Source organism: Desulfobacula sp., assembly GCF_030611305.1.
In the GTDB taxonomy this organism is placed as follows: Bacteria; Desulfobacterota; Desulfobacteria; order Desulfobacterales; family Desulfobacteraceae; genus Desulfobacula.
This window is the reverse complement of the sequence record NZ_JAUWQB010000023.1, coordinates 33993-45696: the sequence shown is the minus strand read 5'-3', so window position 1 is coordinate 45696 and position 11704 is coordinate 33993. Positions and strand designations below refer to the sequence as shown.

11 protein-coding genes are annotated in these 11704 nt (G+C 40.4%); 8 read left to right on the top strand and 3 right to left on the bottom strand.

Translation table 11 applies throughout. The features are described from left to right. The first annotated feature begins 362 nt into the window (after nt 1-362). The 3 genes from QAI40_RS06610 (at nt 363) to QAI40_RS06600 (ending at nt 2679) form a co-directional block, all read left to right on the top strand. Complete coding sequence (locus QAI40_RS06610) at nt 363-1688, top strand: DUF945 family protein (protein ID WP_299979581.1); 1326 nt, start codon at nt 363-365, stop codon at nt 1686-1688. 81 nt (nt 1689-1769) lie between these two features. Beyond that, nucleotides 1770-2258 (top strand): methylated-DNA--[protein]-cysteine S-methyltransferase, encoded by a 489-nt coding sequence (locus QAI40_RS06605; protein ID WP_299979578.1) that lies wholly within the window; start codon nt 1770-1772, stop codon nt 2256-2258. A 73-nt stretch (nt 2259-2331) separates the two neighbouring features. Then, nucleotides 2332-2679, top strand: a complete 348-nt coding sequence (locus tag QAI40_RS06600; RefSeq protein WP_299979576.1) for a hypothetical protein — start codon at nt 2332-2334, stop codon at nt 2677-2679. Nucleotides 2680-2722: 43 nt separating this feature from the next. Here QAI40_RS06600 and QAI40_RS06595 read toward each other — a convergent pair whose 3' ends face one another. Together QAI40_RS06595 and QAI40_RS06590 are read right to left on the bottom strand one after the other, a co-directional pair. After that, nucleotides 2723-3808, bottom strand: a complete 1086-nt coding sequence (locus QAI40_RS06595) for an Lrp/AsnC ligand binding domain-containing protein (RefSeq protein ID WP_299979573.1) — start codon at nt 3806-3808, stop codon at nt 2723-2725. Between the two features lie 2 nt (nt 3809-3810). Next, on the bottom strand, nt 3811-4431 hold the full coding sequence (locus tag QAI40_RS06590) for a metallophosphoesterase family protein (RefSeq protein WP_299979571.1): 621 nt from the start codon (nt 4429-4431) through the stop codon (nt 3811-3813). 267 nt (nt 4432-4698) lie between these two features. Between QAI40_RS06590 and QAI40_RS06585 the strand changes: the two genes are divergently transcribed. From QAI40_RS06585 to cooS, 5 genes are all read left to right on the top strand, one after another. Continuing rightward, entirely contained in the window at nt 4699-5520 is an 822-nt protein-coding gene (locus QAI40_RS06585; RefSeq protein WP_299979569.1) for a transporter substrate-binding domain-containing protein, read from the top strand. 94 nt (nt 5521-5614) lie between these two features. Next, nucleotides 5615-6631, top strand: coding sequence for an amino acid ABC transporter permease (locus tag QAI40_RS06580; protein WP_299979566.1), 1017 nt, complete (start codon nt 5615-5617; stop codon nt 6629-6631). Beyond that, nucleotides 6628-7359: an amino acid ABC transporter ATP-binding protein gene (locus QAI40_RS06575; RefSeq protein WP_299979564.1), complete on the top strand. Its 732-nt coding sequence runs from the start codon at nt 6628-6630 to the stop codon at nt 7357-7359. The genes QAI40_RS06580 and QAI40_RS06575 overlap by 4 nt, the downstream gene beginning before the upstream one ends. Nucleotides 7360-7371: 12 nt before the next feature. Continuing rightward, on the top strand, nt 7372-8118 hold the full coding sequence (locus QAI40_RS06570) for an N-acyl homoserine lactonase family protein (protein ID WP_299979562.1): 747 nt from the start codon (nt 7372-7374) through the stop codon (nt 8116-8118). 250 nt (nt 8119-8368) lie between these two features. After that, nucleotides 8369-10324 (top strand): anaerobic carbon-monoxide dehydrogenase catalytic subunit, encoded by a 1956-nt coding sequence (gene cooS, locus QAI40_RS06565; protein WP_299979559.1) that lies wholly within the window; start codon nt 8369-8371, stop codon nt 10322-10324. 38 nt (nt 10325-10362) lie between these two features. On the opposite strand, the gene QAI40_RS06560 is transcribed toward cooS, so the two are convergent. Continuing rightward, nucleotides 10363-11694 (bottom strand): M24 family metallopeptidase, encoded by a 1332-nt coding sequence (locus QAI40_RS06560; RefSeq protein ID WP_299979556.1) that lies wholly within the window; start codon nt 11692-11694, stop codon nt 10363-10365. Between the last annotated feature and the right edge of the window lie 10 nt (nt 11695-11704).

The window sequence follows — 11704 nt, the reverse complement described above, 5'->3', positions numbered from 1 at the left end:
TTAATGTCTATCATGGAAAAAGAAAAAGGATAATTTTTATTGTCTGTTATCGGCATGATCTAACTCCAATAGAAAAAAATCGCATCGCACTGGTTTAAAGGGTTAGATGTTTTATAAAAAATATTATCAAAAAAGTAAAATTAATATTACTGAAACTACCTTACCAACACCCCTTTATTTGTCAGCCGGTATTTTTGGTAACTGCTTCGGGGTTTGTCTAAAAGGAATTCCACCAGAGGTGTTGAATCTCTTTGGATTTGAGCAATTTTATAATATCTGGAAATATCTTGACTTTAAATTCTTTTGATTATAGGCAATTTAAGAATCCAGATTAGATAAAAAAGATAAGACAAGGACCAGACATGAAAAAAATTATTTTTGCGGTTGTATTGATCCTCATATTGGCTGGTGCCGGAACACCTCTGTTCAGCGGTCTTATGATGGAGAAAATCGTAAAACAATCTTTTGATGAGATCAATCAGAGTCATGCAGAAAAAGGATCTGATATTTTTGTTGAAATTGGGCAATATGACAGAAATTTTTCCTATTCCCAGATTGAATGGAAAATTAAACTGGGGACCTTAAAGTCATTATATGGGGTTGATGAAATTGTATTTATAGACCGTGCAGATCATGGTTTTTTAAGTATTGTATCAAAAACAAGTCTGGAGAAAAACAAATGGTTCATAGATTTTGTGAACAATAAACTGGACGGAAAAAATCCCCTTGATATTAAAACTGAATATAAACTTTCAGGCGATATTGAATCAACAATTGTGTTGGATGCGTTTTCATTTAAAGATGGTAAAGATGTTATTGAAATAAAGCCAGGGCAGATGGTTGTCGCGCTTGGTAAGGGGCTGAACAATATCTTTTCTGAAATGACCTGGGCAGGGTACTCGGTTCCGGGGAAATTAAGCATGGATAACGCTTGGCTTAATTTAAAAAGGGAAAAGGTTTCCACATATATCTGGGATGGCAAGGCTTCTTTTGGCGTTGAAAATATTAAGGCAGAGCAAGGCAAAGATCCTTTTGAAATGGCGAATTTGAAATGTGATTATACATTGAATTTTGACAAACCAAAAAATGTATTATCCGTTGGAATGGGATATGGTATAGGCAGCATTACGGCCGGGCAAGGCCGGATTAAGGATGTCTTTTCCAGAATCAGTATAAACGGGATTGATGCCCGGGGATATGAAGCAGTTATGAAGTTATATTCACAGGTATTGAAAGATGCCATGGAGGAAATTGCCGCGGCGCAAAGGCATCCCGATACAATAAAAAAGATTGTTGAAAAACAGATGGCATCAATTGGACTCCAACTGCTTGGGGCATATGAGAAATTTTTAAAAAAAGGATTTGAAATTCAAATTTCAGATGTAAGAGCCCAATTGCCCCAGGGAAATATTAAAGGTGATGTCACATTAACTCTTAAAAAAGATATGACCATGGCCCAGTTTGTTCCCATCATGTTTCAACCGGCAGCGGCTCTTGATATTTTTTCTCTCAAATCCGATGTCAGTTTGCCTTATAAACTGGTTGGCGACAATCCCATGCTGCTTTCTCCCGTATATTATGGAATGCAGACCGGCCTGTTTTTAAAAGAGGGGGATAATGTGATCCATAAAGCTGAAACCAGGGATGGAAAATTGTTTTTAAATGGAAAACAAGTGCTGCTAAATTAAATATTTTCAATATGGCAAATTTGTATTAATGAGAAAGCCATGTTCTTCATGGTTATTAAATAATTCGATAAAGGAGATAAAATGTATTATTGCTATTTTGAATCCCCTGTAGGAAAGCTTTTATTAAGCGGAAGAGAATTGCTTGAAAGCCTTCATTTCCCCCTTGGAAAGACAAGGATCGAACCTGAAAAAGACTGGATTTATAAAGAGGAATTATTTTTAGAAGCCATAGATCAGCTTGAGGCCTATTTTAAGGGGGAACTGACAAGGTTTGATCTTGAATTGAATGTTCAGGGCACAGATTTTCAGAAAAAGGTCTGGCAGGAACTTGTAAAAATTCCATATGGAGAAACCATATCATATGGTGATCTTGCAAAAAGAATCGGAAATCCCAATGCATCAAGGGCTGTTGGTATGGCAAACGGGAAAAATCCGGTTTCAATAATTGTACCCTGCCACCGGGTTATTGGAAAAAACGGAAGCCTGACCGGTTTTGGCGGCGGACTTGAGGTAAAAAAGAATTTGCTGGAACTTGAGAAAAAGAATAAAAAAAGGCGCCGTACTAAATAAGGTATTGATTTCTTGATAAAAAAAGATCATTAAAATTAATGATACCTTTTTTTTGAAAGGAGTTTAAATATCAGTGAAAAATGATCCTGACCATACGAAAAAAATGAATTTACGGAGTGAAGCAAGAACAAAAAGCCGGGAAAATGCCAGTGTTGAATTTATACCCGGAAATAATAAAATAGCTTATCATTTCAAGCTAAGGGATTTTTCTTCAAAAGGATTTGGCATAATGGTCCGAAAAGATTCCAAAGTGCTTAATCATATCAAGGCAGGGGATGTGTTGGACATGAAATATTATCCGGAGGAGGCAACGCGCAATCCAGTATCCCATCGAACGCAAATAAAACATATCTCAGATCCTGAGCTTGGAAAGCACCAGGATCATATATTGATCGGGCTTTTTATTCTTGAAAAAAGCTGATCAGACCGTATTTGCCCGTTGTCAGATCTTCATTGGACGAATCTTAATAGATAAATCCTTCTTTAACCTTTGAAATTCCGGGAATAATGGTTTGTGTCCTGTTTATCCCGCTGATTCGCCGTATCCGTTGATCCACAAATTCCGCAATGATCTCAGCATCAGATGCCAGAAAATCTCTTTTCAGGACGATTTTTACAAGAATATCAATAGCTCCGTGAACCGAGTGAACCTCCTGGACTTCATCAAGGGCGAATAATTTATTGATGACATTCATTTCAGTTGATGTGTTGATATTAATCATAATAAAGGCTGTAATGGTTCGTTTCATTTCAGGATAGTCAGGCGTGCTTTTTTCAAGCATGGCAGCCCTGAAGGCTTCCATGCTCCTGGGGATCAGCCGGTCAATGCCGATACCATATCGCCTGTTGGCGGTTCTCTCCCAATGATGATAGACAATATAGGTGTAAAGATCGGCAACACTTCTTTTGGGGAAATATTTGGGTAACGCTCCATTGTTTATTATCGTGGTTAAAGGGGTATAAATCGTATTGTACCAATCTTTGGCAGCCTTTTTAAAATCGGTTTTCTTACCGGATATATTGGCCAAATGATTTTCATGTTTTTTAATCTGCTTTTCTAAATAATTGTATTTTCCAACCTCTGTCAGATCTATTTTTTCAGGCAGCCCGGTTTCTTCGTAAAACTTTTTTCTTTCAATATATAAAAGGTTTTCCATGGTGTTTTTTGCTGAAAGCAATTCAACAACCTTTGCCTGGATATCAAACAGTCCCAGCTCTTTTGCTGCCGCGACCCTGTGGTTTCCATCCAAGACAAAATAATCATTCCTGATTTGATAGAGTTTTATCGGGGGCAGAGATTTTCCTTCACGCATGGCCTTTTTGATATCGGTAAATCTTTTACTTGATACATGCTTTTTAGGCCTGAAATGGGAGTCAAAATCATAATATTTTCCCACGCTGCCGATAATTTTTTCAAGATCAACGGTTATAACCCCATGATCAATGAACTCAACATCTTCTTCCTTTTCCTGCTGTTCATTAAAAGAGCTGATATGGTTTTCATCATCGTCTTCTTTTGATGAAAAAAAATTTTTTAAAAAATTTATCATGGTTAGACCTCTAAAAAGGTGAATCCACAGGTGTTAATCACTTTTGTCGAGTTCACCGTTGTGATTCTGTCGTAGTGGGTTTTAAACTCTTTGTGAGTATGACCATGGATAAAATAATCTGGTTTTCTTTTGTCTATTAATTTGACAAAACTGTCAAACCCCATATGGCAACGATCTTCGGCATCATGAATATGTCTTGGCGGTGCATGGGTGACCACTATGTGGATACCGCCTTTCCGCCAGATGGAAAACCACATGCCAGAGATGATTTTTTTCATTTCCCTGTCCGTGTATTGATTCACACCGCCATTGTACCATATGGAACCATCAAGACCCATGATATTCAAAGATTTGAATCGGATAAGTTTTGCATGAATGTTTTCACACCCCACAGGGTTGGACGGCGTGTAACGGATATCGTGGTTGCCTTTTACATAAAAGAGAGGTTTATCAAGCCTGTCCCTTAAAAACGAGAGGTATTCCGGATCCAGATCACCACAGGAGACAATCAGATCCACAGGCTCAAGAGTTTTGTCTTCAACCATTTGAGTCAATGATTTGTCAACAAAATCCGATACAGTCAGGATTTTTAAATTGTGAGGCTTTGTCAGATTTGTCTTCATTTGAATAAAAATATATTAACACCAGCTTGTTACTGCCAAAGTAACGACTATTAAAAAGTTAATATAAAAGTCAAGAAAATAAATAGGCGGGTTTTAAAATAAACAAACCCTTTTTTGGAATAAGTCTTGCCATTTCAAATGATTGTGCTACATATTAGTCTTATTTGAAACAGGGTTTTGTTTTTTAATCATGACTTTTAAACGGGTTGCCAAAATAAAAATTTTAGGCTGCCAAGATAAGTCAAACTTTAACGTAGGAGGGGAGAGATGAAAAAAGTATTAATCACATTGTTTGCAATGGCTTTTCTTTTAGTATCAGCACCTGTGTTTGCAGATGATATTGAACTGGCCAAAAAATCGACTATTGAAACAATTCTTAAAAGTAAACAGCTTCGAGTTGGCTTTGAATCCGGCTACCTGCCGTTTGAAATGACCAGTAAAGATGGCAGTTTCATGGGATTTGACATTGATATGGCAAAAGCGCTTGCCAAATCAATGGGCGTAAAATTTGTTCCTGTGAACACAGCATGGGATGGTATTATTCCGGCTCTTGTGACTGATAAATTTGACATTATCATTGGTGGTATGACCATTACCCAGTCCAGAAACCTTCAGATCAACTTTTCCAATCCTTACATTGTTGTCGGACAGGCTATTCTTTTGAATAAAAAACATGAAGGCATAATTAAATCCTACAAAGATCTGAATGATCCAAAATATATCATTACTTCAAGACTTGGAACCACCGGGGAACAGGCTGCCCAGAGACTGATCCCAAGAGCACAGTACAAATCCTATGAAGCAGAAGCAGAAGCAGCTATGGAAGTTATTCAGGGAAATGTAGATGCACTGATATACGACCTTCCTTTCATTGAAAAAATGCAGGGTCAACATGGCGCGGGTAAAACTATTGCACTTAGCACACCTTTTACCTATGAACCTCTTGCAATGGCCATCAGAAAAGGTGATCCTGACTTTATGAATTACCTGAACAATTTCTTGCGTCAATATAAAGGTGACGGACTGTGGCAAAGATCATATGATAAATGGTTAAAAAACTCTGACTGGTTTGACAAGGTAGCAGAATAATCATTTGAACATAGTGTTTTATGGGGGCCGACAGGAAGTTTTCTTGTCGGCCTTTTTTTTAAATTTTTGTAAAATTTAAGGCTTGATAAAACAGATGGACTCAAAAATATCCAACATCCAAAGGTTAAGTAATCCGACTGCCTATTGGTCCTCAGTATCAGGGTTTATTGCACTGATGCTGCTGGTGATGGGGGCGGTATATTATGCAACTGTTACTGTGGAGTATCAGTGGCGATGGTATAAAGCACCCAAATATTTTATGTATATAGAAACAGTGACCATTTATGCAGACTCCAACGGTGAAGTAAAAGAAATTAAAGCAAATAAAGACAAGTTTGATTTAACCATCACGGATGATCTTGGTGATAAAACATATACGGTTCCTAAAGGCTCCTTTGAGTTTGATGAGGGGGACTTTACTTCTCCGGGAGACATAATAGCCGAATATGAAGGTGGTTGGAAGCCGGGTCTTCTGGCAATAGGTTTATGGACTACCCTGAAAATCAGTTTTATCTCAACCATTTTAGGGATTCTTCTGGGGATTATCGGAGGTGTGGCCAGAGTGTCAGACACCCCGATTCTTAAATGGACAGCCATTACCTATGTGGAAATCATTCGAGGTTCTCCTTTGCTGGTACAGATCATGATTGCCTATTTTGTCTTAGGGACCACGATTAATAAACTTCTATCCATGAATGGATTCGGTATTATTGATCCGGAATGGTATGGTATTGCAGCGCTCTCTGTTTTTACCGGAGCCTATGTGGTTGAGATAGTCCGTGCAGGAATTGGAGCTATTCATCCCGGCCAGGTGGAAGCCGCTCGATCAGGCGGCATGACCTATTTTCAATGCATGTACCATATTATCCTTCCCCAGGCATTGAAAACCATCCTGCCTCCTTTGGCAGGACAGTTTATCAATCTGATAAAGGATTCATCCCTTCTTGGCATGATTGCCATCAGGGAGTTGACCAAGGCAACCCGTGAAGGTATTACAACAAGTCTTCAGGCATTTGAATTATGGATTCTGTGCGCCATACTTTACCTGCTCATGACCTTTACACTTTCCATGTGTGTACAATATCTGGAACGGAGGACTGCAACAAAATGATAGAAGTAAATAATATATATAAAACATTTTACGTCCCCCATGAGGTCAAAGCCCTTGTGGATGTTTCAAATAAAATTGAAGCCGGGGAAGTGGTGGTTGTGATCGGGCCGTCAGGCTCGGGAAAGAGCACTTTTTTAAGATGTCTGAATCGCCTGGAAACAGCAGAGAAAGGTCAGATCCTCGTGGATGGTGTGGATATTTTTGATCCAAAGACCGATATCAATAAGGTTCGGGCTGAGATGGGAATGGTGTTCCAGTCCTTTAACCTGTTTCCCCATTTGTCCATCCTTGGGAACGTTACCATTACCCAGAAACTGGTCCGGAACAGGAGTAAGAAAGAGGCTGAGAAAAAAGCCATGGCCATTCTTGAAAAGGTTGGCATCGGGGATAAGGCCCATGCACACCCTGCAAACCTTTCAGGAGGGCAGCAGCAGCGCGTGGCAATTGCAAGAGTGCTTGCAATGGATCCCAAGATTATGCTGTTTGACGAACCCACATCTGCCCTTGATCCTGAAATGATCGGTGAAGTTCTGGATGTTATGAAAACCCTTGCAAAAGAAGGCATGACAATGGTTTGTGTCACCCATGAAATGGGATTTGCAAAGGAAGTGGGGGACAGGGTCATTTTTATGGATGAAGGCAGGATCGTTGAAGAAGGAACCCCGGAACATTTCTTTGTCAATCCTGACCACGACCGGACAAAGCTTTTTTTAAAACAGATTTTGTAGATCAAAAATATCATGGCACAATACACCATTCATCCTATTGTCATGGGAACAAAAGTTTTTGATAAAAGCATGATGACCTATCAATATGGTCAGGGTGAGCAATATACTATTCCCATTTATACATGGGTGATAAAAGGTGGCGATAAAAACATTCTCGTGGATACAGGGGAGATGAGCCCAATCTTGTCAAAGGACAGGGAAGATGCCATTGGCGGTAAAATTTTTACCTTTGAAAAGGGACTTGAAAAACATGGTTTAACCCCATTGGATATTGATATTGTTATTCATACCCACCTTCATATGGATCATTGTGAAAATGATTATAAATGTGAAAATGCCAGATTTTATATCCATGAAAAAGAACTTGAGTCTATTCATAATCCCCACCCTCTCGATTACCGATATCTGGAAGACTATATTGATGATATTGAAGAAAACAATCAAATTAAAATAATTAAAGAAGATTGTGAAATCTTAAAAGGTATTCGTGTCAAACATACCCCTGTTCATACAAAAGGCGGGCTAACGGTTTATATTGAAACACAAAAGGGAACCGCTGCAATCACAGGGTTTTGTGTGATTGATGAAAATTTTAACCCGCCACCTGAAATTAAAGGCATGGAAATGGACGTAATTCCGCCCGGAACCCATGTGGATGTTTACAGGGCCTATGATATTATGAAACAGGTTCAAAAAGAAGCAGATATCCTCATTCCCTTACACGAACCAAGATTTGCATCAATCGAATCAATTGGTTAACCATTGTCACCTCAAACGCCTGTATGATTTGATTTCTCCAGGTGTTTGGGTTTTTTAATTCCCGTCAATAATTTTCCTCAAGAAGCCATCACAGTCTTAATGGTTAAAAAATTTGGAATAATCCCCAAAAACATTCTTTAATTAAACTTTACAAAGTACCACAATGTATTACTATTATGGTGTTGTGTAAAGATTGCTATGTTCCAAAATAACTGCAACCAGGAGAAAATTTAAAAATAAGGAGAGACATATGAGGAAAGAAAAAACAATGGTGAGCGCTAAGGATCGCACCATGTGTGAAGCCACTCAGCAGATGCTTGAAAAAGCCAGGAGAGATGGTGTTAAGCTGGATCTTGACCGCGGGTATGAAATGAAACCTTGTCCCATCGGTGTGGAATCTGCCTGTTGTAAACATTGTTATATGGGCCCTTGCCGGTTAAACCCGAAAGATCCCTATAAAAAAGTGGGGGTTTGCGGTGCAACCATTGATACGATCATGGCACGAAATTTCGGACGAAACGTGGCAGCAGGGTCAGCTTCCCACAATGATCACGGAAGGCATATTCTTGGACTATTCAGAGGTATTATTGACGGTAAGGTCAAGGACTTTACCATTGATGACACCATCAAGCTTGAAAGAGTTGCTAAATCCATTGGTATTGAAGTTGAGGGCAAAGAGGTTCTGGAGGTTGCAAAAGAGCTTTGTGATGAACTTGAAAAAACATTTTCCAGTGTTGAAGGTGAAATGCCCTTTACAAAACGGGCACCCAAGGCGACCCGAGAGTTGTGGAGAAAAGAAGGTGTCATGCCCAGGGGGGCCATGCTTGAAGTGATGGAACTCATGAGTCGGACCCACATCGGATGTGATCAGGATTATAATAATTTGATGAAGCAGATCTCCAGGACGGCCCTTGCTGACGGATGGGGCGGTTCCATGGTGGCGACAGAGCTTTCAGATATCATTTTTGGGACCCCTTCTCCAACCCTTGCAGATGTGAATATGGGAGTTTTAAAGGAAGACCATGTGAACATTATTGTACATGGCCATGAACCTGCCATGTTTGAAGGTATGCTGATGGCGGTAAATGATCCGTTTTTCATAAAAGAAGCAAAAGCCAAGGGTGCCGAGGGGATTAATCTTGTCGGCATGTGCTGTTCCGGTGCAGAAATGATGTCCCGTCACGGGGTTCCCCATGCCGGCAGTTTCGGATCAACAGAAGCCGTTATTGTTACCGGTGCCGTGGATGCCATGGTGGTTGATATTCAGTGCATTAAACAGGGACTGGCAGAAGTGGCAAAATGTTATGATACCCATTTGATTACCACAAACCCAAGGGCTCATATTGAAGGGGCTACCCATATTGAATTTGACGAACGTGATCCAAGGATTTGTACAGACGAGGTTCTTTCAAAGGCCATTGCAAGATATGCCACAAGGAAAATGCCCATAGAAATTCCAAAACAGATCCAGACCGGTGTTCACGGGTTTACCCATGAATATATTGAATACATGCTGGGTGGAAGCTTCAGGGGCAGTTATTCTCCTTTGAACGAAAATATCATTAATGGAAGAATCCGCGGAGTGGCAGGTGTTGTCGGATGTACAAATCCAAAAGTGAAACAGGATTCCATTCATATTGAACTGGTTAAGGAATTGATTCGAAATGATGTCTTGGTACTTCAAACCGGATGCTCACAAATATCCCTTGCCAAGGCAGGGTTTCTTGTCCCGGAAGCCGCTTCCCTCGCGGGACCCGGGCTTGCAGAAGTCTGTGAAACCGTCGGCATGCCGCCTGTCCTGGGCCTGGGGTCCTGTGTGGACAACACAAGGATTCTCATTGCAGCATCAGCCATGGTAAAAGCCGGCGGTCTTGGAAACAGTATCGCAGACCTTCCCGTTGCCGGATGTGCGCCTGAATGGATGAGTGAAAAGGCATTGGCCATTGGCCAGTATTTTGTGGCCTCAGGAGTATATACGGTTTTTGGCATTGGATTCCCGTCCATCAAAGAGACAAAATTTCATAATCTTCTGTTTGACGGCCTTGAAAAACAGGGGTATGGAAAATGGGGAACGGCTAAAGATCCAATTGAAATCGCCGGGATGATGATCGCCCATATTGACAAGAAACGAAAACAGCTCGGTATTGACAAGGCAAGGGAAAGAACCCTTGTAGGCATGTCAAACCGGCGCGAACTGGTATTTTAATTTGATGATATCTCAACCCGGCACAAGGTGTGCCGGGTTCAGTCATACTTAAAAACTCGCTGCCATTTTCTGTGATATGAGAAAATTTTATTTTCAGTCATACTTAAAAACTGACTGCCATTTTCTGTGATATGAATAACACTTTCAATACCTGCGGCAAATTGATGTTTAAATATGAATTTTGGCTCAACAGCAAAGACCATCCCGGGTTTTAAAAGTGTTTTTTTACCCTTGGCAAGTATGGGATTTTCCACAAGTTCCAGCCCGATTCCATGGCCGATAAATTTTGATTTTAAGCCCGGCAGCCCTAAAAATTGATCTTCGAGACCTAATTTTTTTGCAATAGTAACGGCTGTTTCAAATATTTCACCCATGGATACGCCCGGCCTCATCCTGTCTAAAAGCGCATACAGGATTTCTATGGAAGCTTTGGATGCGTCCTCTGCCCTGTCCGGCAGTTTTCCAATGACAAACATTCTGGATTCATCCATATGATAGCCGTCTATAACCGTACCAAAATCAATCAGGATGGGTTCGTTTGCTTTGATCAGCTTGGGACCAGCACCATAGGGGTAGGCATTTGAGGTTCCTGTGCCGCATAAGGGGGAATCCAGGGCACCCGGAATTCCGCCGTTTTTGCCGCTCATCAGATGAAATGGAAATCCTTCCAGGCGGTAATGGCGGGTTAAAAGTTTCCCGGAATGGCCCAGTGTTCTTGAATAAGCTTCAAACATGCCGCAAAAGTCCATTTCCGAAATTTCAGGTTTAATGTTTTCCTCCATAAAGTCAAAGGTCTGCTTTGAAACAAGGGCGGCTTTTTTCATCTGTTCGATTTCCCAGGAAGACTTTATCTGCCTGCAGGCTTCAATCACGGGGGATCCGTCAACAAAATGGGTGTTTTTAAAAAGGGCCTTATAGAAATGAAAATCTTTTACCGGCACTACGTCAAAAGCAAGGCCGCAGGAGCCTGGATGTTTTTTAAAGCAGCGTTCAATTAATTTGGGGATATCCTTTATGGAGTCAATGGGCTCAATGTTTTTAAGAGCCGTCTCTTGTTGAACCCGGGGTAGATACCGTTTTACGAACAAAACAGGATCATGATCCTTTTCGATATAGAGATAGCAATCCTGAGCAGTGCCTGAAAAATAATAGATGTCCGGTTTATGGGTTAAAAACAGGGCGTCCAGATGAAGGGCTGCCATTTGCTTTTGCACGGCTTTTATCCTGGCAATGATTTCTGTCTTAGGTGTCGGGTCAAACGGGTATTGGGTCATTTCTATTAAAATTTCTTTTAAAGATTCATATTCAGTCTGATATGTTGAATCAAACTCCATCAAGGAAAAAATACATGAAATGTTGTTGTTGTTCAACGAAAAAACA

Excerpts from the sequence above, each read along its gene's own strand:
- QAI40_RS06610 (WP_299979581.1), top strand. The coding sequence starts at position 363 with ATGAAAAAAATTATTTTTGCGGTTGTATTGATCCTCATATTGGCTGGT.
- cooS (WP_299979559.1), top strand. The coding sequence starts at position 8,369 with ATGAGGAAAGAAAAAACAATGGTGAGCGCTAAGGATCGCACCATGTGT.
- QAI40_RS06595 (WP_299979573.1), bottom strand. The coding sequence starts at position 3,808 with ATGATAAATTTTTTAAAAAATTTTTTTTCATCAAAAGAAGACGATGAT.
- QAI40_RS06585 (WP_299979569.1), top strand. The coding sequence starts at position 4,699 with ATGAAAAAAGTATTAATCACATTGTTTGCAATGGCTTTTCTTTTAGTA.
- QAI40_RS06580 (WP_299979566.1), top strand. The coding sequence starts at position 5,615 with ATGGACTCAAAAATATCCAACATCCAAAGGTTAAGTAATCCGACTGCC.
- QAI40_RS06570 (WP_299979562.1), top strand. The coding sequence starts at position 7,372 with ATGGCACAATACACCATTCATCCTATTGTCATGGGAACAAAAGTTTTT.
- QAI40_RS06605 (WP_299979578.1), top strand. The coding sequence starts at position 1,770 with ATGTATTATTGCTATTTTGAATCCCCTGTAGGAAAGCTTTTATTAAGC.
- QAI40_RS06575 (WP_299979564.1), top strand. The coding sequence starts at position 6,628 with ATGATAGAAGTAAATAATATATATAAAACATTTTACGTCCCCCATGAG.
- QAI40_RS06590 (WP_299979571.1), bottom strand. The coding sequence starts at position 4,431 with ATGAAGACAAATCTGACAAAGCCTCACAATTTAAAAATCCTGACTGTA.